This is a genomic window from Echinicola marina (assembly GCF_020463795.1).
Taxonomy (GTDB): domain Bacteria; phylum Bacteroidota; class Bacteroidia; order Cytophagales; family Cyclobacteriaceae; genus Echinicola; species Echinicola marina.
Genome location: NZ_CP080025.1, coordinates 2,067,953 through 2,092,447 on the forward strand (window position 1 = coordinate 2,067,953; position 24,495 = coordinate 2,092,447).

Consider the following 24,495-nt stretch of genomic DNA (forward strand, 5'->3'; position numbering starts at 1 on the left):
AATTCTACAACAATGATGAACAACACTTCACCCATCACACTCATCCTATTTTACTGCGGACAGAGGACTGGAAACTTTGGGGCAGGATCACATATTGGAAGTCTTTTACCTTTCATTAAAGAGGAGAGAAGTATTCGTTTCATAGTAATTCAAACAGATGATAAAGATGCTGAAAGGGTGGGGTTTGAAAAGATTGATGGCGTAGAGGTACTCCGTATTCCCCAGCCTGAAAACAAACTTTTTCTAGCTAGCGCTCAAGATTTTATACAACAGACTTACGCTAAACGACTAGTTGAAATCATATACCCCTACATCAAAGAGATCGATAATCCAGTGTTTTGGGTGAATTCCATCGATTACTTAAATGTGTGTTTTGAGCTAAAGGAACATTTAGATTGTCAGTTACTATATGTGCATCATGCCTGGAGCTGGAAGATTCACTATAATGTTTGCGATGAAGATTTTGTAAGAATTTACAGGAAGAATGGAAGCCCAAATGCCTCTACCGCAATAGAGTTTACCCGTTACCAGCAGGCCATAGCGATGTTAGCCGATCAAGTAGTGACTGTTACTGATCAAGCCAAAAGCTTTTTTACCCGGTATTTGGATGTCCCTACAGAAAAGGTAAGTACCATTTACAATGGGATAGATATGAAGTCCAGTTCCGGAAAGATTGATAAAAGTGCGCTCCGCAAACGGCTTGGAATACCTGAAGGAGAAAAAGTAATCCTCTTTACAGGAAGAATCAAGGCAGATAAAGGACTGGGCTATTTGCTGGAAGCTTTTAAGAAAGTGTTAGAAGTAGAGCCTACTTGTAGGTTGGTGCTGGTTGGGAAAGGAGATTTTGATGAGTTTATACCTTTGGTTTACCCGTACTCTACCAAGGTGACATTTACAGGCAAGCTACCAAAAGAAGAGGTCAATGACTGGTACCGTTTAGCTGACGTGGGTGTCTTGCCCTCCCTTCATGAGCAGTGCAGTTATACAGCAATAGAAATGCGTTTTTTCCAGATTCCCATTATTGTAAGCAGTGTGGAGGGGCTAGAGGATATGTTTAGACATGAGCACGATGCCTTGAAGTTGACCATTCATTATGATCAAGAAGGGAAGAAGACCCTTGATTCAGATGAAATAGCCAATAATATTCTCCGCTTGTGTAATGATCAAGAGCTTGGCATAAAATTGAAAAAGAATGGTTTAGAAGAAGCTGAGAACCATTTTACCTCCCATAAGATGTGGGAGCAATACTGGATGCTTTTACAAGAGATGCAAGGTACGCATATACCCCTCTCAGATAGAAATTTAGAATTATTAGGGAAGTAACCAATTTTTGATTTGTAATCATGTTCGATTTCAAAAAGAACTATCCAATAGGATGACAGTTAATTTTAAGATAGATAATGAGGTTTATCAAAATGGAATAAGAGCCCCACATGTCTTGGACCATGGTTTTGAAGTGATTTGCAAATCATAGGACTTTAGGATGGAATTGATTTTATAAGAACACAATATGAATGATCTAAATAAAGCAATATGGTTTTTTGGACTTTCAGGGGCAGGCAAAAGTACTTTAGCAAGTGCCCTCCATGAACATTTTAGAAAAGCAGGAGTCAGAAGTATTGTCTTGGATGGAGATAAAATAAGGAAAGGAATAAGTAGTGGTTTGGACTTTAGCAAAGAAGACAGAAGGGAAAATGTAAGAAGGATTGCGGAGGTTTGCCGCTTGATGTTGGAGGCGGAGGTGATTCCTATTGTGGCGGCTATTACACCGTTTGAAAAAGACAGGGATTATATTACAAGTATTTTAGGGAAAGATGTCATTGAATGGGTATTTGTAAACTGTCCTCTTCATATTTGTGAGAACCGTGATCCAAAAGGTTTATATAAAAAAGTCAGAAAAGGAAAGATAAAATCATTTACTGGAATAGACCAAGAATTTGAAATTCCATTTGGAGATGTGCTGAGCTTAAATACTGATAAAGAAAACGTAGAGGATTGTTTGCAGAAGATTTTATCGGTCTTATCTGTGAGCGTTGTAAGAAGATCATAAAAAATGCTTGCTTGAATTTATTTAAGGCATGAATGATGTAGCAAGACTTCAATATAAATAAGTAAGAACAAAGACACAATGGACCTAAAGCCAGCTCAGCGAACCTCAGTGATAACTTTGTGTCCTCTGTGGTTAAGTTTTCTAGCGTCTCGAATCTAGCGTCTAATATCTAAAATCTTACATCTCCCCAAAATTCCTTTTCTTTTACTTAATAATTTAGTTAATTAAGGTTTCGAAAGTTTTATATGAAATCTATGAAGTTAAAACCATATTTTTTACTGCCATTTTTAGCCCTTCCGCTCTGCTTTTCCTGTGACAGCAAGGGTGAAAAACAGGAAGAGATTCCCCTGGAATCCATGAGGAATGAAGTGACTGCCACCAAGGTCACCGTGGCCAAGGCAGAAAAGCGTTCCTTTGATTACCTGATCAATGCCTCTGGCAAGGTGGAGGCCGCCCAGCAGGTCAAAGTCTTTATCGAAAGGAGGGGCTATCTCAAAGCACTTAATCTTAAAGAGGGCCAATCCATAAAGGCCGGAACAGTGATGGCGCTTTTGGATAATACGGATAATATATTCAGAAGAGAGAAGGCTTTGGTGCAGCTGAAAAATGCCCAGGCCAATTATAACAGTGAAATGCTGGGTTTTTCCACCATCATGGAGGGTGACGATATAGATAAGATTTCAGAACTGCAAGAGCAGCTCAAGGCCAGCAGTGGGCTATTATCAGCTGAAATCGAACTGAAGGAAGCAGAACTGGAATTGGAAAAGTCCACCATCAAAGCACCCATATCGGGCAAGGTGGCTGACCTGAAGCTTAAGCCCGGTAGCTTGGTCAATGCGGGGGACGAGCTTTGTGAAATCCTGAGTACAGAGGAGCTGAACCTGAGGGTCAAGGTGCTGGAGTCGGACATTCCCTTTATTTCCCTTGCACAGGAGACGGAGGTATATCCTGTTGCTGCAGGAACGGGCAGCCTATCAGGCAGGGTGAGCAGCATCAATCCCAAGGTGGATGAAAATGGCCTGGTGGAAGTCAATATCAAACTTAAAAAAGGAGAAAAATTACTTCCCGGGATGAATGCCCGGGCAGTGATCCGTGCCCCGCAAAATGATAATGTGGTCGTACCCAAGCAGGCCCTGGTCTACCGCTCAGGACGTCCGGTGGTCTTTACCCTCAATGGGAAGGAATCCAAGTGGAACTATGTGGAGGTGGGCAAGGACAATGGCCGGGAGATAGAGGTCCTTGATGGGATTAAGGATGGGGAAACGGTCATCACCAGCAATAACCTGCAGTTGGCTCACCAAGCACCAGTACAGATCGTCAAAGAAAAAGAATAGCCCATGGTCAGGTTTTTATTATCAAGGCCCATAGCGGTCACCATGGTTTTTCTGGCCCTGATGGTCTTTAGCCTAATTGGCTTCACCAAGCTGCCCATATCCTTATTGCCGCCCATAGATGTGCCGCAGATTGTGGTAAAGGTGAATTATCCCAATGCTTCTCCTGAGGCCATTGAGCAGAATGTGCTGAGCAGGGTGCGGGAAGGACTGATCACCCTCAACGAGCTTGAAGATATGGACAGTAAGGCAGGCAGTGAAACTGGTACGCTGAGGCTCCAATTTGCCTATGGCACTTCCATGGAGCTGGCCTATATTGAAGTGAATGAAAAAATAGACCGCCTCACCAATAGCCTGCCCCAAGAGCTTGCCCACCCCCAGGTCATCCGCATCAATACCAATGACATTCCCATGGTCCGCTTACAGGTGATTCCAAAGGAAGGAACAGATTATGCCGCAGTAACCAAATTGGCCGAAAATGTCCTAAAAAAGCGCATAGAGCAACTGCAGGGAATATCCCTGGTAGATATCAATGGCAAGCAGGAAAGGGTCATTACCGTGGAACCCAATAAGGCGGTCTTGGCTGGCTTGGGCATGACCGAGCAAAATGTCATCAATGCGATACGATCTGGAAACAGCGAACCTTCGGGAATAAGCGTAAAGGATGGGCAATATCGTTATTTTTTGCGCTTGGCGACCCGGGTGGATACCCCTGAAGATATAGCAGGGCTTCCCGTAATGGGACCTGGGGGGAATATGGTGGAGTTGAATAAAGTAGCCAATGTCCAATACCAAATGGGAAGTCCCATGGGCTACCACCTATATGGAGAGCAGGAAGGCTTGGTGATCACCATACACAAGCAGGCGGCAGCCAAGATGAATGAGCTGATGGAAAAGGTCAGCGAGTCGGTGGAATTGTTCAAAAAGGATTATCCGCAGGTGGATTTTGCCCTCAGCCAGGACCAATCCGCCCTGCTCAATGCGGGGATCAATAACCTGCAGACCAGTTTGCTCTTTGGAGGGATTTTCGCCTTTGGGGTATTATTTATCTTTATGGGCAATTATAAGATGCCCTTGATTATTGGTGTCAGCCTGCCCACTTCCCTACTGATCAGTTTTCTGGTATTTTATGCTTTTGGGATTTCCATCAATGTGATTTCCCTAAGTGGCCTGGCTTTGGGCTTGGGCATGTTGATCGATAATGCCATTATTGTTTTGGACAATATCACCCGCAAAAGACAGGAGGGCTTGCCACTTTTTGATGCCTGCGTCAAGGGGGTAAATGAAGTCATGTCGGCTTTGATCTCTTCTGTGCTGACCACTTTGGCGGTCTTTGTGCCCTTGGTTTTTCTGAGTGGTATTTCCGGGGCCTTGTTCTTTGATCAGGCAGTGTCGGTGGCAGCCATTCTATTTGTCTCATTGCTGGTGGCCTTTATATTATTGCCTTTACTTTACCGACTTTTCTTTGCCAAAAAGCAATGGGACAGCAACCAAGAGGATAGCCGCTTTTTTAAATGGGTCTTGGCTTTATATAAAAGTGGCTACCAAAGGCTGATGACCCAAAGGCGCTTGAGTTTGATTTTATTATTGGCCCTTATTCCACTGTTTTTGATGATCGGTCTGGCATTGCCCAAAGAAGGATTGCCTCCGATCGGGAAAAAAGATGTCTTGATCGAACTGGATTGGAATGAGCCCATAGCGGTAAAGCAGAACCTTGAGCGGGTAAAGGGAATGATGGCATTGCTGGGAAATAGCTTTGAACATGCGGAGGCAGATGTGGGAGTCCGTCAGTTTTTGCTTTTTGATGGGGAAAACTCGGTACAAGAGGCCAGCATTTATATTGACTTCAGGGATCAGGCAAGCAAAGAAAAATATACGGCACAATTGGAAAAACAGCTGAGGGCGCAATATCCACAGGCCAGCATCAAGCTGATGGATGCTCCCAATGCCTTTGACCAGCTTTTTGCTTCCAATAGGCCCTACTATGAAATGCGCTGGAAGGACCTGAAGGACAAAAAGCCAGTTGATGCAGCGACCATGGAACCTTGGTTGGAGGATTTGCCGGTGAAACAGTGGAAGAAAGGTCCCGGCTTGCAGGAAGAATCTGCTGTGGTCTTTCACTTGGATTTGGAAAAACTGGCCTTGTACCAAATTGAGCTCAATGAGATAGCGGGGCAGATTGAAAGGCTTTTCGGCGCTTATACCATTGATGAGATCAAACAGTTCAGCGAGGTGACCCCGATCCGCTTATTGGAAAATGATGCCGATTATAGGGGGATTTTAGCAAGCAATTACCTGCGCTCCAAGGAGGGGCAGCCTTATGCCCTGGCCAATTTTATCCAAGTGGGATATGAGGACCATTATAAGTATGTGACGGCGGATAAGACCGGGATTTACCAATCTGTGGAAATTACGGCGCCCAATCCACAAAACAGGGAGAGGGAGCTTAAAAACTGGGGATTGGATAGAAATCTCAGTGTGTCTTTTTCCGGACAATATTTCAAAGATCAGGAAAATCTTCAACAATTGATTGGGATTTTGGGCGTAGCGGTACTGCTGCTTTATTTTATCCTTGCAGCCCAGTTTGAAAGTTTTGTACAACCGCTGATTGTGATCTTTACCCTGCCGCTGGGTATTGGAGGGGCCTTGCTAGTGCTCTGGTTGACCGGGACTTCCCTAAATGTGATGTCGGCCATTGGTCTGGTGGTGATGCTGGGGATTATGGTCAATGATGCCATTTTGAAGATCGACACCATTAACAGGTTGAGGGTGAAATATGCGGAGCAGGAAAGGGATTTGACGGACAGGGAGATTTTGGAACAGGCCCTTTTTAAGGCTGGGGAAATCAGGCTGAAACCCATTTTGATGACCTCGATGACCACTATTTTGGCTTTGCTGCCCGTGGTATTCAGTTCAGGCCTGGGAGCGGACCTGCAAAGACCTTTGGTGTTCAGTGTGATGGGCGGCTTGACGATCGGGACGCTGACCGCATTGTATTTTGTGCCTTTGATGTATTGGGCGTTGAGTAGAAAAAAGAATAAAGAGGAAAGAAGAAAGATTGGAGTAGTTAGTAGCTAGTATCAAGTACAAAGTATGGAGTATAAAGTAGGAATCCTGTTGACTGTATTGCAGGAATTATCTTGACTCAAACCCCAAAGGGGGGTAAACATACTTAATGGTGAAGCATCATCAGGCCTAGCGACCCTGAAGGGGTCGAATAAAATACGGGTAGAGATGTACGAGGTGGAAATATGGAGTATGAAGAACGGAGCTATTAGAAATGTTGTATCAAGTCTCTGCCTTGGTACTGGTTAAATTGAGTCTCTGACTAAAAATATTGTTTTCGTTGTGTCGAAAATGGTATTAAATAATAGATAAGCCTATGTTTTTTTTATGGAGGGTTAGCCTTGTTTTAGCTGCTTTAGTAGTAATGGGTTGTTCGGAGGAACCTAAAAATATCTTGCCGACTATTCCAGTGTCAGAAAAGGCTGATCCAGCCCTTGCATTGAATGAGATTGCAAAATCGGTCAAAAGGATTCAATTGGAGACCACAAAGGCGGCATTGTTGGGTTATATAATGAAAGTAAAACAATATAATGAAAAGCTTTATATAGCTGATAGAGATAAAGTCTTGGTTTTTGATTTGGAAGGAAAGTTTTTATACCAAATCGGAAGCTATGGGGAAGGACCCGGTGAGTATATGATAGTTAATACATTTGCCATGGATCCGCATAATGGAAATGTTTACATAGCTTCAAATTATAGGATATTGGTTTATTCTGCGGATGCTGAATTATTGATGGAAAAAAAGTTTTTCCATTATATATACGGTTTGGAATTTACTGATGGTAAACTATATGAATTTTATAATTCTCACGGAAACGAGGTGAAAGAGGGCTATGTCAATTATTCATTTCTCCATGAATTTAGCCCTCAATTGGAATTGTTGGACAGTATTACACTAAAGACAGTTAATTTAAAAAAACACATAGTGAGTGTTTACAATTACAAGCATTTTATATCAAAAACTAAAGAGGGTACCTACCTATATTACCCCGTGCTAGTTGCTGAAAATATTAAAAGGGACACCCTGTATCAGTTTAAGGAGGATAGGTTAGTTCCTTTTTTAAAATTGGATTTTGAAAAGCCACAGTCTTCAGATGTACTAAAAATGAGGAAGGCAGTGAATATCTATAATATTAATAATTCAAATTCTTACGTGATATGTGAATATGTACAAGAAAGGGAAAATCGGTTTTTTGTTTTTAATAAGAAGGATTCTATCAGTTATAATCTAAAAGTGGGACCACTGGATGATCAAGGGGAGCCAGTCGTGCTTAGGCCCCTAGACTTAGAAAAAGACAAGTTTTACTATGCGAAAGCTTCAGAATTCATGGATAAAGAAACCGAAGAATCCAACCCTATAGTTGGTATTGTTGAATTGAAATAATAATTGTTGAAAGGAGCCAACGGCTCAAGTTTGCTTGGTCCATCAGCACAGCTGAATGGACAACATGACTTGAGGCTCAATACTCAATACTCACATCTCAAGACTAATCTAAAGTCTAAAATCTTATGTCTAACATCTAGTGTCTAAAACAAAATTTGAGTCCATTTAGAATTGTCATATCGTTTTTTGTGCTGGCCATCATAGGCTTTGCCTTGGTGCCCAGGCTGACCGTGGAGCTGAATCCCAGAGAACAGCAGCCGGTGCTCAGTATTTCCTATTCCGTGCGGGATGCTTCCCCAGAGCTGGTGGAAAAGCTGGGGACGGCACCTTTGGAGGGGCTTTTTAGCCAGTTGTCCGATCTTAAGAAAATCGAATCGGTTTCCCGCTATAATGGCGGCTCTGTGACTCTGCGCTTCGATAAGCACACGGACATGGAATTCAAGAAGTTTGAGGTGACCTCCCTGATCAGGCAGGTGTATCCATCCTTGGATGCCAAGGTCAGCTTTCCGTTGGTTTACCAGTCTGCCCAGCGTAATGATGAACCGCCTATTCTGCAATACAGCATCAATGCACCCTTTGCGGCCTTTGAAATCAAAAAGGTCACTGAGGATATCTTGAAGTCCGTCCTTAACCGCTTTGATGAGGTGGAGGAAATCCAGGTTTATGGGGCCAGGGACCTGCAGCTTTTTGTGACCTACGATATACAAAAACTCCAGGCTTTTGGCATAAGCAGGGGAATGCTCAATTCAGTGCTGCGCAGTGCTTTTGGAACAAGTTTTCCCGGCATGGCCCTGAACCATCAAGGGGAAGCCCTTTTTATTCAGGTGGACCGCTCCTTGGTCGAAATGGAGCAGTTGGAAATGCTTAGGATTACTAATCGCGATGGAAAGGATATTTACCTCAGGGACATTGCCCAACTGACCTTGGAGGAAGCGGAACCCAATCGCTATTACCGGATCAATGGCAATAACTCCGTGACCATGAGCATTACCAGTAGAGAAGGGGTGAACAAGGTGGTTTTGGCACAAAGGCTAAAGGAGGCCATCGAGGAAGCTTCTGAGCTGTTGCCTGCAGGATATGATGTGCGCTTGGAGCAGGATGATACCGAATACCTGTCCAAGGAACTGAACAAAATCTATAAAAGATCAGGGCTGTCCATCCTGATTTTGGTGGTCTTTATCTTTTTGATCAACCGGAACTGGCGTTACCTGACCGTATTATTTTTGGGCATCCTGGTCAACCTGAGTGCTACGGGCATTATCCTATATACTTTAGGGACCCATCTGCACCTTTATTCGATTGCAGGATTGACCATCTCTTTTGGATTGATCGTGGACAATGCCATTATCATGATCGATCACCTGCACAAACACAAAAATAGAAAGGTCTTTTTGGCCCTTTTGGCGGCTTCCCTGACCACCATTGCCGCCCTGCTTATGGTATTTTTATTGCCGGAAGAAGACCAGAAAAACCTGACGGACTTTGCGGTGGTGGTAGCCGTGATGCTGGCAGTGTCGCTACTGGTGGCACTCATGTTTACCCCTGCCATGTACCAATTACTATTTGGGGAAAAAGTAGGCCAGAAAAGAAGCATCACTGTCCCCAAGTTGAGGAGACGGGTGAGGTGGTTTGGAAGGTACCGGAAGCTCATTGGATTTGCCGCTCACTACCGAAAGACCTTTGTCATATTCTTGGTCTTGCTTTTTGGCTTGCCCATATTTTACCTGCCGGCCAAATGGGAAGGGCAGGATTGGTACAATAAGGTCATTGGCAGCACGGTATATCAAGAGGACATCAGGCCCTATGTGGATAAGGCTTTGGGTGGTTCCTTGAGGATGTTTGTCCGAGGGGTATTTGAGAAGTCTGGCTACAGGGAAGCTGCCCAGACAAGGCTATATGTAAATGTGCGCCTGCCCTTTGGGAATACCCTCGATCAAATGGACTTTATCATTCGGGAGTTTGAGGAGTTTTTAAAAGGGGTAGAAGGGGTAGACAAGTTTGTGAGCAATGTGTCCTCGGGACAATATGCTTCCATTACCATTACCTTTAAGGAAGCTTATGAAAATTCAGCCTTGCCTTATCAGCTGAAAGGAAGACTGTCAGTAAAAGCAACAGACTGGAGCGGTGCAAGATGGAGTATCTATGGAGTGGGCCAAGGTTTTAGTGCCGGCCCCGGCGGAGAAGGGATTCCATCCTTTACCGTGATGATGAAGGGCTATAACTATGATGAACTGGCAAGGCAGTCCGAAGTACTGGCCGAAAAGCTCATGCAGCACAAAAGGATCCAAGAAGTCAATACCAATGAGCGCCTGTCTTACGGGGAAAGGAGTTCTGAGGAGTTTGTACTTCGATTTGATCAGAAGAAGCTCGCCCTGCAGGGTACCAATCAATATGAGGTGATGACGGCCCTGAGTGATAGGTCCAAACCCACTGGGGCAAGTCTTTATTTGAACCTAGAGGATAAGAATTATGGTGTGGTCGTCAGGGAAAAGCATGCAGAAGATTTCTCCCGTTTTGACTTGGAAGAAACCACCTTGATCAGTTCGGAGGACAAAATGCTTAAAGTGTCCAGTTTAGGGACGCTGGTAAAGGAAACTACGACCAACTCCCTGCACAAGGAAGACCGACAATATATCCGGAGGGTGGCCTTTGAGTATATGGGCTCAAGGAAGTTTGGCCGTGAATACCTGGATGAAGTGCTGGAAGAGATGAAGGCAAGTATGCCCATTGGGTATTCTGCTGAGACTTCTTCCTATGGCTGGGGCTATGGAAAGACCCAAAGACAGTATACACTGTTGCTGGTCTTGATGGTGGCGATTTTCTTTATCTGCGGAGTCTTATTTGAAAATCTCAAACAGCCTTTTTATATCATTGCGGTGATCCCTATTGCCTTTATTGGCTTGTTCTTGATCTTTTCGCTATTTGATTTTTATTTCGATCAGGGCGGCTATGCTGCTTTTGTAATGCTGGGGGGCTTGGCGGTGAATGCCGCCATTTTCATCGTCAATGACCTGAACAATAGAGAAAATGGAAAGTATAACCGAAATGTATTGAAGTCAGTGGCAGGTAAATCCATTCCCATTCTATTGACGGTGCTTTCCACCTGTTTTGGTTTGGTTCCATTTATTATGGAGGGGCAAAACGAGATATTCTGGTTTTCGCTTGCCATAGGTACTATTGGAGGGCTGGTGTTCAGTATGCTAGGGGTATTTGTGGCCTTGCCGGTGTTTTTGTGGAGGAAAGAGAGTAGGAAGTAGCAAGTACAAAGTATCAAGTATCTAGATAAAATACGCTAGACACCAGACGCTAGACAAAAGAACAAAGACTGAAGTACAAAGTATATAGATTTTACCACAAAGGTCGCTAAGGAAGCTCAAAGGTCGCGAAGGTTGGGTTTACGAGAAACTCAGGGGCCTCTGTGAAGACTTAGTGTTACTCTGTGGTTTTTTATGTCAAGATTAAAGAGCAAAGAATAAAGACTTATAATATAACTTAGCGTATACAAGATAATATTTAATTGAACCTTAAACTTGTATCCAGTAGATAGTTGGGTTATTTTCAGGCCAATATTCTTTTTAATTTTCTTAACCATTTTGATTCATGAGAGTAATCAATGTTTTTATCTTTCTGTGTTTAATAACTTTTGAGGTGCTGGGCCAAAAAAAGGAACAGCCCAATTTTATCATTATTATCGCTGATGATGCCGCATGGGATGATAGCGGGGTATATGGCAATGATATGGTCCAAACGCCTAATATCAATAAATTGGGAGAAGAGGGGCTGGTTTTTGATAATGCTTTTTTGACTACCAGTTCTTGCAGTCCCAGTAGGTGCAGTATTTTGACTGGCAGGTATCCGCACAGTACAGGTGCGCCCGAGTTACATATGCCCTTGCCCGAGGATCAACTCTTGTTTGCTGGAGAGCTTCAAAAAGTAGGTTATTATACGGTGGCAGCAGGGAAATACCATATCGGGCCACCTCGAAAGGATTTTGACAAGATATATGGCCATCAAGTCAGTGGTTGTGAATATTGGATACAGGCATTGGAAGAGCGACCAAAAGATCAGCCATTTTTTATGTGGTTGGCCTCTAAAGATCCACATAGATCCTATGAGGAAAATATCATCCCCAATCCACATGATCCCAAACAGGTGAAAGTTCCTCCCTATCTACCCGATAACGATTCGGTTAGGAAGGACCTGGCCTTATACTATGATGAGATTGCCCGTTTGGACAGTTATTTGGGAAAGGTGATGGAAGCATTGAAGGAACAGGGTGTAGATGAAAATACCATGGTGATCTATATGACGGATAATGGCAGGCCATTTCCAAGGGACAAAACCAGGCTTTATGATAGTGGCATCAAGACTCCCTTTATTGTCAGATGGCCCAATCAAGTTAAGCCAGGAAGAACGGCAGCGATGATTAGTTCGATTGATATAGCTCCTACCTTTTGTGAACTGGCAGGAGCTGCTTTACCCAAAGCTTTTCAGGGGATTTCTTTTGCTTCAGTTTTGGAAGATGCTGATCATAAAGGGCGTGATTATATTGTGGGCGAACATAATTGGCATGATTACCAAGCTTATGAGCGTGCATTGAGGACGGATAAGTTCTTATATATCAGAAATGAATTCCCTTATCTGAATGCTTCCCCTCCGGCAGATGCGGTGTCCAGCATAAGTTATCAGGAAATGATTCGCTTGCATAATGAGGCAGAGCTGGAAAAGATCCAAATGGATTGCTTTGTCCTTTCCCGGCCAAAAGAGGAATTATATGATGTGCTTTCCGATCCCTTTCAGCTTAATAACTTGGCTATGGATGATACTTATGCTAAGGTGTTGGCAGAGATGCGTTCCAAGTTGGATACATGGAAAAAGGAATTTGAAGATGAACTCCCTAAGGATTATACGCCTGATGGATTTAACCGCTGGACAGGAAAACGAATTAGATGATATATATATCCTTAATTCTACCAGTAAAGATTAAAAGCGAATCAAAAGGATCCCTTCGATTAAAATAGCAACTGCTATGTTTCATGCAAGTCTTTTGAAAATACTTCTAGAAGAAAAATAGGTATGCGAAAGCTTGTGGTATTTATCTGAGGATGGCGAACTGCAGGAAAGAGAAAGAAAAGTAACTGTTAAAAATAAGTAGGCGCTTTTCATATTAGTTGTTATCTGATTCGGTAATTTGATAAATGCCATATTGGATAAAATCCTCTTCCTCATCTGGGTTGATCAATCGGATCAAGAGACGGTTTCCCGGTAAGGCCATGGCTATTTTTCCATAAGGAATGGATAGGTCTTTGCTCAGCTGCTTATGTTCGTCCAGTAGGATGATTTTGTGATAGTTCGGATCCTTGAAGTGGTGGTAGTTAGGATCCTCCGCTTTGTTTTTTTCGTAAATCCCAAGGGAAATATCCTTTACATATTCCAGTGCCATCAATTCACCATCCAATTTGAACAGATTACGATTGAAGGCTGACAGGGTGATTCTTCCCTTGGAGGGCATATTGTCAAGGGAGATAGATTGGCTCTCTAGGACTTTAAACTCATCGTGGTTGATTTTTACCCTTGATATTACTTCGCCCGTATTGATATCTAAAACAGTGATTTCATTGTCCAAAGAAGTGGTCAAATACAGCTTAGGATTGTTTTTTCCTTGCAAAGTGTATATGGGAGAGTAAACACCATTAGTGGATGGGTCAAGGGACCTATATAGAGCCCTTTCTGCTACAGGTGCAATTTCATAGGAGTTACTTTCCTGTTCATTGGAAATCTCGATAAGGTTGGTGCTTTTAAAATCTCTTTTCCCCATATATTTGCTTACTCCTGAAGGATTGGAAATAAAATAAAGGGAGGAAGGGTCATTGTTTTTGTAGAAATGGGCAAAAGGTCTCAAGCTGCCATAGAGGTGTATTTTTACACTGGATTTATAGGGTTGTCGCTTTTGCAAAACTAACTTTTGATCATAAAGCAATAGCTCTGTAGCCGTTAACGCCCATATATCCCCATTTTCCGAAAAACCAAGACAATTTAAGGATGCGGTGTATTTGTCAGGGGCATCGCCTTGCATGTTTTTGCTAATGAGAATTTCTCCTTTCTCATTTAGGATAGCGATTTCAGTTCCTTCGCTGCGTTTATGAATATAACCAAGATAAAGGCCTTCTTTTGGGGAGTGGTCTATGATCTCCACCGGCCAAAGTGAATTGATTTGGAACTCATCCACTTTTTCTAGAGAATATTGGGCAAATGTATGTTTAGAACAAGTAAGACTGAAGAGGAAACATATTTTGACGAAAAGTATTTTGATGATGACTTGGATCATGTTTTATTGGTTTAAAAGTTTAAGTAGAATGATTATCCGTTTTCACACCAGTAGCTTTATTTCTCACGGATTCCATGGATTTCCACTGATTTAATTAATTATGTCTTTGAAATATGTGTCATTTTTGAGAGAATGTTTTGAAGGGTAATACTTACTGGTGGAATAGCGGATATACAGATTAAGTAGTTTAAATAACAGTTGTTTATAGCTTTACTAATACAATACTTGGATTAGGTTCTTCGGCGTCAGCATAGGTGTATTCTGCTGCCTTGATATAATAAAAGATGTTGTTTTCGAGGTCAAGTGGTCTTATGATAACGTTTTCTCCTGCTTCATCCACAAAACCTTCTTTGATATTGATGCCTTTATCTTCATTTTTATTATAAAAATAGAGCATGCGCATCCCTTCACGATCGTACTCACAGGTCAAGAAGGAAGGAGAGTTGACCACGTTTTTGATGGCGATTTTTTTGATACCCTCTTCGCTTATATAGGGAGGTTCGAAATTTAACTTGAGGACAGGAATTAGCTTTTCATCCTTTATTTGATATAAACTGTCTCTCAAAATGCTTTCATTGATCAGTACAGGCAAATAGAAATAGTTTTCACCGTTGAATTGAGAGAGATAGTGTTTGTAGGGAAACATGGCTGCTGTTTCTTTGTCCAATTGCATATTTCTTATAGGAAGAGAATCATTGATTTCTAGATCAGGATCAAGCTTATAAAATGTGCGCTGATTGACATATTTGCCCCCTTTTTTGATGCCATCATTACCACCGATTAGGTATACTTGCTGTTCAATGATAGCGAGGTGATCTATAAAGAAGGGCATTGTTTTTTCCGATACGAATGTGTTGTCAAAAGAATATTCCAATAGTTTTCTGCCTGATGCAATGTATACCATTTCAGCTTTTCCATTAATGGCAATGGACGAAACATGTCTGTATTCACCAGGGCCGTTTCCTGATTTGCCAAGTCTGTAAAGAAATTTTCCTTCTTTGTTGAAAACAAGGATTTTTCCTGCCATATCCACCACAAAATATTTCTCCTTGGAAAATTTCACATCCTGAACCATGCTCAGAAAGGACTCTTCAGTGGTTTCCAGTTTAACAGTCTCCAAAGATTGGGCAATATCCTTCAGTGAGATATTCGGATCCCCTTTTTTGGGAATGTAAATGCTTGCCAGTTCAGTTGATTCGGAGCTAGAGCAGGCAAGACAAACCGATAGAAGAAGGCTAAGACTTGATTTTAAATAACGCAAGTGTTGCATTGTGATCTGAGGTTTTTCTTTTAAAAGCATACATATAGGAGCTTAGGTTAGTGAATTGGAGGTGATAGTATCCAGAGTCATTGAAATCATCAAATACACCAGCAGATGTTCCGGTTTTACTTAAGTATTGTTTATTGGCAGTCAAATCATAAAAAAGGATAAAGACCTGATTTTTATGGCTGAAGTGGGTTGTGGTGTACTTTCCAACAAGTCCCCGGTAACCTGAAAATATATCCTGGCCTTTTTTGCCAGGGGATAAGTTTTTGAATTGGAAGACGGGAGCCTGAAATCTGTCGGAAGAGGAATAGATGACATTGTCCTCGCCAATAGCCGAGTACAGTTCCCCTTTATTAATTGTCAATGTTGAAGGGTTGAATATATTGATGGAAGATGATTCATAGGATAAATCCAAATGCCGCTTTTCAAACTTCAGGTCTTTGGCATTATAGCTGTCCATAAAGTATGTTTTTTCTTCAAATTCATTTGATATGCCCGAAGTATAGACTTTTCCTTTGAAAAGGGCTAGGTTATTGATGGATTCTTGAATTGAGATGGATTGGAGAATTTTATCATTTGATATATCGTATATAACGATAGAATTACTATGAGCAATCAATAGCCTGTTTTCAAGCTCGTCAAAGGCTAAGTCTTTTATAAGGTGTTCATTGTTGCGATAGATTTCTTTTAGGAATCTGCCAGCTTTATCTAATTTGCAAATAGAATAGGCAAAGCCCTTTTTATTATATTCTCCTGGGCTGATAAAAAGGGATTTTTCGGTAATCACCATGCTTTGAATATTGTGATAATCCCTGTCCATACTGATAAGCTTCACCTCATCTGAAATACTTGAGGCATCAATCCTAGGTAAGTATTGGTGTTCGATGATAATGTCTTTTTTTACGTTATTGGGCAAAAAATAGAACCAAAGGAAAAGAAATAGAATATTCATGGTTATTGAGTTTGTTTTCAAAAAATCTCAGAAATATAGCTCCTTTTTTTGATTCAAAAGAATTCTATGTTTCTGGAAATTAGTTTAATAGCTATTAAACTAATAAAATAGTTTTTAAACTAAAAATTATTTTGGTTATTTTCGAAGAGTTTTCGCTACAATGGCAATTGTTTTGCATCAAAAGCTTAGTCTATAATTATTAAATGTATATGAATCATTCTAAGACCAACTTCAGCTGTTTTCTTTTAATCATCTTTTTTATGGTCAGCTGTGGAGGCAGTAAAGACCAACAAAAAGCAAAAGGCCCCAATGCCGAACTGGAACTGGAGGTAGTGGATTCACTGGTGGTGGATGAGCTGGAGCCTTTGCTTATGGATGACCATATGGCTGATCTGGGATATTATATGCTTAGAAACTATAAAAGCCGCCAGCCTCTTTTAGTGGATGAAAATGGTACTGTGATTCAAGAATATGATATTCTTAATGATGGTCCAAATGGAATTGGAAGTTACGGGGCTGGATATAGGTTGTTGAACGATACTGCTTGGCTAGCCCAAAATCTAATGACCGGTTATTATGTCTTTGACTATCAGGGAAACAGGATTAAAGAATTGCCAGCAGTGACCGAAGGGATCTTTTCCATTACCATCAATGCGACAAGAACTACTTTCCATCCCTACAGTAAAAATGGTGAGTTATATGTCCTTGGAGAGGAAAGAAATGCCTATAACCATAAGGAGATCAATGCCGAAAAACTAGGCGCAGATTTTTATAGCCAAGCGAAAACAATTTTTAACTATAATATTGAAGATGTAGAGAGTGAGCTAATTACTACCTATCCTGAGGAATGGGAGCCCAGGAAATCTGGCCGTTATGTGGGAGAGGCTTCTCCTCTGGTTACCATTAACAGGAAGAATAAGGAAATGGCTTTGCTGCCATCTGCAGGAAGTCAGCTTTTTATATATGATTATTCAGGAGAGGAACCGATTTTAAAAGATAGTGTCAAACTGAGTCATCGTTTCCGACCTGATTTAGCGCCTGATATAGATCTTGATGCTGAGCGTTGGTTGGATGATTATCCTTTCTTTATGGACTTGAGGGTCTTAGGTGATGGGTATTTGCTGGGCTTTTATACCAGGATACCTAAGGAGATCTTGAAGGAATTACGTGCCAAAAGCGAGCAATATTATCAGCTGCCTGAATTTCAGGAGGCTTCCAAACAATATGCCAAGCCATATTATATAGTGGTTAAAGATGGGAAACAAGTAGGGGTAATCAATGAGCTGCCAGTTCATGGTGGCATCAACTTTTCGGACGAAGAAGGATTTATCTATGTTAATGACAATCTTGATCCGGAAGTGGAGCGGGATTATAATGTTTTCTATAGACTAAAGGTAAAATAAGTAGCTTGTATTTGGTGTCAAGACCTAAGACATTAGATAATAGACTTACAAAAAAATATGGCTTTCACTGAATCAGCTCTTTATATTATCAGAAGATTTTTCTAATAACCAGGGTATTCAAAAGGGGATAGCTGATAGGGTTATTATTGAGGTTTGGATGTATTGAGATAGAGATGAGTAGACTCTATGCTTGTGTGATGTGGCTAGGTTAGTGTTAAAGCTATTTGTTTTGTATGTTGTGTTTTATGTTGTTTTATTGGTTTGTTTCAAGTCATGTTTTTTCATTATTTATGTGTTTTTGTGATTTTTAGGTTAAAAAATTAATTGTTTTTGAAAGTTTTTTCATTTTCTGATATTTATAAAAAATGTAATTTATTTGGTGATTTTTGAACTAGGCTATTGTTTGAATTGTCTGCAAACGGTTTCGGCTTGTCAATATTGAATAATTATCCAGAAATCACGAATATTGCCAAATTGTTAATAGGAATTATTTTTTGTTGCGGTATTTGTAATTATGAATCCTATTTTTTACGTTTGACTTACAATCACGTGATTAAGTAATTAATAGTACCTGCCCAAAATAATTAGCCTCAGAAAAATCCGACATCAAAATGATCATCGGGAGGTTTGACAAGTGTTAGTTATAACCCTTAAAATTTTAAAACCATGAGATTAATTATTGCATCATTAGTAGCATTGTGCATTTCAGGAAGTGCATTTGCTTATTCAGCAGGTCAAAAAGACCTAGAGAAAGAAAAAGACAAAAAATCAACGGTGGTCCTTGAGAAAACCGGGGACAAAAAGGTTCAGTTAAAGTTTTTGACGGAACCAAATGGAAAAATAATGGTAAGAATCAAAGATGCGAGAAATGCTTTGGTTTATAAAGAAATCATTAAAACCGATAAGGAATTTAAAAAGAGTTATGATCTTTCAGCTTTAGCGGAAGGTGATTATGAATTTGAAGTGTTTACCAGAGAAGAAGGTACCATTGATAATTTTGAAGTATCACTTGGTAAAGCAAAAGCAGCTGGTTCTAATTACTTCGCCAAAGTTAAAGTTATAGATGACGAAAATGTAGCTTTGTTGGTGAAAACGAAGGGAGAAAGTAAAAAGACCATCCGCATCCTAGACCAAGGACATGTGGTATTCGAAGATTCTTTTGAGGGCGAAAACTATGGGAAATTATTTAAGCTTAAGAAAGTAGAATCGCTTAAGGATCTTGTATTTGAAGTAAGAGGTGACGATGGTAATGGTAAGTTCCTTTCTGCTCTTTAATAGAATTAAACCAATATGATAAGGCTGCCCATTGGGTGGCCTTTTTTTGTGGTTTGCTTTTATAACTATTAAGGAATTAAGGGCCATTAAGGATTGGAGATGTTTGTTGGGGAAGGGTACTTCATGCTCTTTATTTCTTTATGTTTTTTTAATTATTAACCATTATGTAGTTAAGGTTCATTAAGAGAGTTGGGTTTGCATTTGGGCTGGGAAGAAAGCCTCATGCTATTATTTCTTTATGTCTTCATGGTTCAATTCATCCCCCCCGGGACAGGTGTTAAGGCGCTATATAAAATTGGAATTGGACTTGGATTTATAGTGATGCCAATTGGTTTTGTAATAAGCAGGAATTATCGCAACCGTTTTCGGTGTTTTTCCAATTAATATTGTGATAATATTAGTTATGATATTTTGTAAATAAATATAATTCTGCTTTTATGGTTTTTGTCGTATGAAAATTTTGGGTAAAGCGATTTGTCTATTCTCAATTTTGATTTTTTCAGGAATGTTGTGTGATTAATTTTTCGGCTAAATTATTATTAAATCGTTAAAACTATATTGTTTTGGTTGAATATTTTGCAATAATATTCTTGGTTTGTACCTTTGTAAGGTGATCAGAGATCATCAACAATCCCGCCCAAAATAGTTAGCCACTAGAATTAGCTAAAACCGCAGGTTGGTTAAGCTAGAAAGTTTAAGAAAAAGTAAAGCATCAAATAAAATTTCTAAAATTATGAGATTAATTATTGCATCCCTATTAGCGCTATGTATTTCAGTAAGTACATTTGCTAAATCCGACCTTGACGATAAAGTTGTCAAAATCGAAAAAATCGCTGATAAAAAAGTGGAGGTGAAATTCCTCGCAGTACCAAGCAGCAAAGTTTTGGTAAGAATCAAAGATGAAAACAGTTCAGTAGTATATAAAGACATTATTTCAAGTGAGAAGTTTTTCGCTAAGAAATATGATCTTACTGCATTGGCTGAAGGAGATTATAAAATTGAAGTGTTTACTCCTGAGCAAGGAACATTACAAAACATGGATGTATTTGTAGGAGCGAAAAAAGAGCAGGTTGATTATTTCACCAAAGTAAAAGTATTGGGTGATGATAATGTAGCTGTATTGGTTAAATCAACCGATGATGCTAAAAAAACAGTAAGGATTTTTGATAACGGAAATGTGATCTTTGAATCTTCTTACGAAGGTAGCAAGTTCGGAAAGGTCTTTAAGTTTGAAAAAGTAACTTCAATTGACAATTTGGTTTTTGAAGTAAGTAATGAAAATGGACAGGGTAAATATTTCTCTGCACTATAAATAAGATACTGAATTAAGAAAGGCGCTTTGAAAATCTCAAAGCGCCTTTTTTGTTTCTATATTTCTATAGTAGATGATCACCTTCTGGGTTTAGTTTTTAGAGATATAAAGTGCTTTTTCTAGATTGCCCATCATGGTGAGGTAGATGTTCCTGTTACCGTCCAAATTGTTCGGTTCAATTTCTATGATGCCATTACTGTTTCCGTCTACCGCCAAGCCAAGATCTATGTTTTCAAACAATCTATTGAGGTCAAAGTTAAGGTAAATATCTTGGTTGCCTTCCAGTTGCAGGTTCCCACCATCAGCAGCCGCAGTTAGCATTTCTTCAGTATCTGTATAGATATTCAAAAGCTGACCATTGACATTTCCCTGTATATTGATACTTTTTTCAAATAAGACATCTGTTTCCATCAGGGCATCATCTTGTTGGAATTGCAAAGTAATACCAGTATAGCTTCCAGCATCTAGGCTTAAGCTGCCCAGCGTTTCACTTTGTGGCAAAGCGCTTTGGATCAGGTTGAGGGAATAACTCATCGCTTGCTCTAGCGGTAACTGAACGCTTCCCGAGCTATTGGAATTGCCAATTATGGAAAGATTACCAAAGGAAAAATCGGCACTTGTGATACTTGCTCCGGAGATAAGGCCATTGTTTTCTTCTGAATTACTTTCGGTTACTGCCCGCGCTTTTACCGTGATATTGGCTTGAGGCATTTCATCAGAATCGTCGTTATTGCATGAGGATAAAAATCCTGTGGTTCCCAAGGCCAAAAGGGCCATGATTAAAGTATTCTTTTTCATAATAAATAGTTGGTTTAATTCTTCCTGAACTAGCCAATGTTTATGCCATAAATGTTGTTTTAGTTATTGTGCGGGTGATTTAGGTGCTAATGACTAGCTATAGTCAAAAATGCTTTTTAAAAGAGCTGTTTGCCTCGATGGTTTTTAGTGCTGATTTGGGCTGTAGGAATGGACTTGGAGTTATTGGTTTTTGTGACAGAATAGTACAGTCGATTGTCCGAAATAGAACAGCTTTATAGAAATGAGATTCAATGCGTTAATTTTTTAATGGGGAAATAATAAAAAAATATTTTTTTTCTGAGAATGTCGAGTGGAAAAACTATTACGGGGAATTAAATAGAAATGGTCAAAAAACTGTATCAAATACGAGCACAATGGCGGTAAGTTATGTCAATATGATACAGTTTCTTATGAATGGTCTCTGTGCCAAAGAAAGTAGAACACTTGTTTTTTAACAGTTTTTTTAATTTTAAAATTTACAATATACCAAATCTTAGAAGGTTGTTTTGGCATGGTACATAATTAGCAATGGAGGTGGTACAAACACAATAAAAACATTCAATTAATAAATATACCATCATGAAAGCTTTATTAACCTCCGTTTTTGTATTAGGATTGATTTTTATCGCACAAGCTTCGGCTGATCCAGATCCTGCCGCTAAAGAAAGTCTAATGGCTGTGACCAGCGTTGAAGCAAATGACGAAAAAGTCAGCGTTAGTTTTAAGGTACCAGTAGGTAAAGTAACCATTTCTATTTTGAATGAGCAGGATAAAATCTTAGCTCATAATAGGTACAATGCCAAGACACCAATGAATATTCCTTATGACCTGAGTGATTTGCCGGAAGGCTATTATTCTGTTAAGATCAAAACTAAGGAAGAAGTAGCTATTTATAGTGTAGAGACTAAAGAAAAGGAAAAAGTTTTTGAAAGACCCATAGTGGCTTTTGGAAAAGTTGTCGATAACCATACCATCAACCTCACGGTGCTGGGAATTGAAAAGCCAGGGACTCAGGTAGATATTTTTGATGAGAGCAATCAGGTAATTGCTACAGACAAAGTTAAGGTAAAGGATGGATTTGAGAGAGATTATCGTGTAAGCAACAGGAAGGTCGAGGGCTTGTATATAAGGATCAAGGATGCCCAAGGGAGAAAGAAATACATCTATTTCTAATCCCATATTTAGCATAGGTTTGGGCTGCAGGCTGTCCGTTAAGGACAGCCTTTTTAATATTCAAGCAGTTTTTTTAACTTTTCCTTAAACCTGTCTTGGGGCAGGAAGTTCTTTTCAAGATTGGAGGCAAAAGGTACTGGAGTATCCAGGCTGGCTTCCCGCATGACAGGGGCGTCGAGTTTTTCAAAGCAATATTCACTGATCCATGCAGCAATTTCAGCTCCTATTCCCCCAGTCAAACAATCTTCATGGAGTATGATTACTTTATTGGTTTTACTGACGGTGTCAGCTACTGCTTTTTTGTCCCAAGGCAATAAGGTACAAAGGTCAAGAATATCTGCTTCTATACCTGCTTCCTGAATAGCTGTTTTGGCCCAGTGAACTCCCATTCCATAAGTGATGATGCTCAGCTGTTCACCTTCGCTTACCAAATGGGCTTTGCCTATCTCAAGTGTATAATAGTCATCTGGTATTTCTTCACTGATGGACCTGTATAGTCCCTTATGCTCAAAAAACAAGCATGGATTAGGATCTTCAATGGCAGCGGCAAGCAAGCCTTTTGCTTGGTAGGGAGAGGAGGGATAAAGGATTTTGAGGCCAGGAGTATGGAAGAACCAGGCCTCGTTGGATTGGGAGTGAAATGGCCCAGCACCTACTCCAGCACCCGTTGGCAGGCGAATGACCACGTCAGCATGCTGGCCCCAGCGATAATGAAGCTTTGCTAAGTTATTGACAATTTGGTTGAATCCACAGCTGACAAAATCGGCAAATTGCATTTCGACTACCGATTTAAAGCCACCAATGGACAACCCGAGAGCCGTACCGACAATACCGCTTTCACAGAGGGGGGTATTCCGTACCCTTTCCGGTCCGAATTTCTGTAAAAAACCATCCGTAACTTTAAATACCCCTCCATAAGTGGCTATATCTTGACCCATTAGGATCAATTCCGGATAGCGTTGCATACTTAGTTCTAAGCCGTCTTTAATTGCATCAACCAGCCTTTTTTCACTTTTTTTGTTTGAAGTTGCCTTACTTAGGTGAAAGCTGAAAGGCGCATAGGTGTCTTTTAGTTCTTCTTGGCTATTGGCCTTGGGTGCAGGACTTGCAAAAGCTTTGTCAAGCCCTGCATCTATCTTATCTTGGATTTCTTGGAGGATGGACTGTTTTGATTTTTCATCCAGAATACCTTCAGCAACTAGAAATTCCTCAAAGTTTTTGATTGGATCTTTTTTAGCACCTTCTTCAAAATAATCATTTGGGACATATTTTGTTCCCGAAGCTTCTTCATGCCCGCGCATTCTGTAAGTACAGGCTTCAACTATAAAGGGCCTTGGATTTTCTCTGATGTCATTTGCGATTTCATTAAGGCTATGGTAAAGCGCTAGGATATTGTTCCCATCCACTTTAACGGCCTCCATGCCGTAACCGGGACCCTTATCGATAAACTGTTCGCACCGGAACTGTTCATGGCTTGGGGTAGAAAGTCCGTACCCATTATTTTCGATCAGAAAAATCACCGGTAATTGCCATACTGCAGCAATATTCAGGGCTTCGTGAAAGTCTCCTTCAGAGCTAGCACCATCACCGGTGAACGCTAAGGTGGCTTTATTTTCTTTTTTAAGTTTGTGTGACAGCGCTATGCCATCGGCCAAAGCCATTTGGGGGCCCAAATGTGAGATCATTCCTACAATATGATGCTCCAATGAACCAAAATGAAATGAGCGGTCCCTGCCTTTGGTATAGCCATTGGTTTTACCTTGGAATTGGGCAAAGAGCCTATCTAAAGGAATTCTCCTACCTGTAAATACACCTAGATTCCTATGCATGGGTAGCAAGAATTCGTCAGGTTCCATGGCCATTACAGCAGCTGTAGAAATAGCTTCCTGACCCCAGCCGCTAAACCATTTGCTGATTTTTCCTTGACGTAATAGGATCAACATTTTTTCTTCGATTTTTCTGGGGACTAAAAGTTCTTGATAAAAAAACAATAACGTTTCATTGCTCAGGCTTTTGCGATCAAAAAACATCAAGGAATTGGCTTTATTCATGGTATATTGAAACTTATTCAAAGCAAATTACTGTAAGTTATATTGAAAACAAAGCATGAGATAAGGTCAAGAAAAAAGAGGCTGTTGTGATAGAAGCAAATTTTC

At 40.4% G+C, this 24,495-nt stretch carries 16 protein-coding genes; 11 read left to right on the forward strand and 5 right to left on the reverse strand.

Going from position 1 to position 24,495, the window contains the following annotated elements:
* The first annotated feature begins 12 nt into the window (after window positions 1-12).
* The 7 genes from KZP23_RS08665 to KZP23_RS08695 all read left to right on the forward strand — a co-directional run bounded on the left by KZP23_RS08665 (window position 13) and on the right by KZP23_RS08695 (window position 12,784).
* Window positions 13-1,323, forward strand: coding sequence for a glycosyltransferase (locus KZP23_RS08665; RefSeq protein ID WP_226335842.1), 1,311 nt, complete (start codon window positions 13-15; stop codon window positions 1,321-1,323).
* Window positions 1,324-1,510: 187 nt separating this feature from the next.
* The gene (gene cysC / locus KZP23_RS08670) at window positions 1,511-2,050 is read left to right on the forward strand and encodes an adenylyl-sulfate kinase (RefSeq protein ID WP_226335843.1); all 540 of its coding nucleotides are present in this window, start codon (window positions 1,511-1,513) and stop codon (window positions 2,048-2,050) included.
* Window positions 2,051-2,304: 254 nt separating this feature from the next.
* Window positions 2,305-3,384 carry an efflux RND transporter periplasmic adaptor subunit gene (locus KZP23_RS08675; protein WP_394370972.1) on the forward strand — a complete coding sequence of 360 codons (1,080 nt, stop codon included), beginning with the start codon at window positions 2,305-2,307 and terminating at the stop codon, window positions 3,382-3,384.
* Window positions 3,385-3,387: 3 nt separating this feature from the next.
* Window positions 3,388-6,459, forward strand: coding sequence for an efflux RND transporter permease subunit (locus KZP23_RS08680; RefSeq protein WP_226335847.1), 3,072 nt, complete (start codon window positions 3,388-3,390; stop codon window positions 6,457-6,459).
* 304 nt (window positions 6,460-6,763) lie between these two features.
* Window positions 6,764-7,831, forward strand: coding sequence for a 6-bladed beta-propeller (locus KZP23_RS08685; RefSeq protein ID WP_226335848.1), 1,068 nt, complete (start codon window positions 6,764-6,766; stop codon window positions 7,829-7,831).
* A 155-nt stretch (window positions 7,832-7,986) separates the two neighbouring features.
* Window positions 7,987-11,088, forward strand: a complete 3,102-nt coding sequence (locus tag KZP23_RS08690; protein ID WP_226335849.1) for an efflux RND transporter permease subunit — start codon at window positions 7,987-7,989, stop codon at window positions 11,086-11,088.
* Window positions 11,089-11,431: 343 nt separating this feature from the next.
* Window positions 11,432-12,784 (forward strand): sulfatase family protein, encoded by a 1,353-nt coding sequence (locus KZP23_RS08695; RefSeq protein ID WP_226335850.1) that lies wholly within the window; start codon window positions 11,432-11,434, stop codon window positions 12,782-12,784.
* A gap of 214 nt (window positions 12,785-12,998) precedes the next feature.
* On the opposite strand, the gene KZP23_RS08700 is transcribed toward KZP23_RS08695, so the two are convergent.
* The 3 genes from KZP23_RS08700 to KZP23_RS08710 all read right to left on the reverse strand — a co-directional run bounded on the left by KZP23_RS08700 (window position 12,999) and on the right by KZP23_RS08710 (window position 16,378).
* The gene (locus KZP23_RS08700; protein WP_226335852.1) at window positions 12,999-14,159 is read right to left on the reverse strand and encodes a hypothetical protein; all 1,161 of its coding nucleotides are present in this window, start codon (window positions 14,157-14,159) and stop codon (window positions 12,999-13,001) included.
* A 202-nt stretch (window positions 14,160-14,361) separates the two neighbouring features.
* Window positions 14,362-15,459, reverse strand: coding sequence for a 6-bladed beta-propeller (locus KZP23_RS08705; protein WP_226335853.1), 1,098 nt, complete (start codon window positions 15,457-15,459; stop codon window positions 14,362-14,364).
* Window positions 15,395-16,378 (reverse strand): hypothetical protein, encoded by a 984-nt coding sequence (locus KZP23_RS08710; protein ID WP_226335854.1) that lies wholly within the window; start codon window positions 16,376-16,378, stop codon window positions 15,395-15,397. The genes KZP23_RS08705 and KZP23_RS08710 overlap by 65 nt, the downstream gene beginning before the upstream one ends.
* A 209-nt stretch (window positions 16,379-16,587) precedes the next feature.
* Between KZP23_RS08710 and KZP23_RS08715 the strand changes: the two genes are divergently transcribed.
* From KZP23_RS08715 to KZP23_RS08725, 3 genes are all read left to right on the forward strand, one after another.
* The gene (locus KZP23_RS08715; protein WP_226335856.1) at window positions 16,588-17,781 is read left to right on the forward strand and encodes a hypothetical protein; all 1,194 of its coding nucleotides are present in this window, start codon (window positions 16,588-16,590) and stop codon (window positions 17,779-17,781) included.
* Between the two features lie 666 nt (window positions 17,782-18,447).
* On the forward strand, window positions 18,448-19,056 hold the full coding sequence (locus KZP23_RS08720) for a hypothetical protein (protein ID WP_226335858.1): 609 nt from the start codon (window positions 18,448-18,450) through the stop codon (window positions 19,054-19,056).
* Between the two features lie 733 nt (window positions 19,057-19,789).
* Window positions 19,790-20,368 (forward strand): DUF3244 domain-containing protein, encoded by a 579-nt coding sequence (locus KZP23_RS08725; RefSeq protein ID WP_226335860.1) that lies wholly within the window; start codon window positions 19,790-19,792, stop codon window positions 20,366-20,368.
* A 90-nt stretch (window positions 20,369-20,458) separates the two neighbouring features.
* On the opposite strand, the gene KZP23_RS08730 is transcribed toward KZP23_RS08725, so the two are convergent.
* Window positions 20,459-21,166 (reverse strand): hypothetical protein, encoded by a 708-nt coding sequence (locus tag KZP23_RS08730; protein ID WP_226335861.1) that lies wholly within the window; start codon window positions 21,164-21,166, stop codon window positions 20,459-20,461.
* Window positions 21,167-21,745: 579 nt separating this feature from the next.
* Here KZP23_RS08730 and KZP23_RS08735 point away from each other — a divergent pair.
* Complete coding sequence (locus KZP23_RS08735) at window positions 21,746-22,339, forward strand: DUF3244 domain-containing protein (RefSeq protein ID WP_226335863.1); 594 nt, start codon at window positions 21,746-21,748, stop codon at window positions 22,337-22,339.
* A 53-nt stretch (window positions 22,340-22,392) separates the two neighbouring features.
* Here KZP23_RS08735 and KZP23_RS08740 read toward each other — a convergent pair whose 3' ends face one another.
* Window positions 22,393-24,390, reverse strand: a complete 1,998-nt coding sequence (locus KZP23_RS08740) for an alpha-ketoacid dehydrogenase subunit alpha/beta (protein WP_226335865.1) — start codon at window positions 24,388-24,390, stop codon at window positions 22,393-22,395.
* Window positions 24,391-24,495 lie beyond the last annotated feature (105 nt).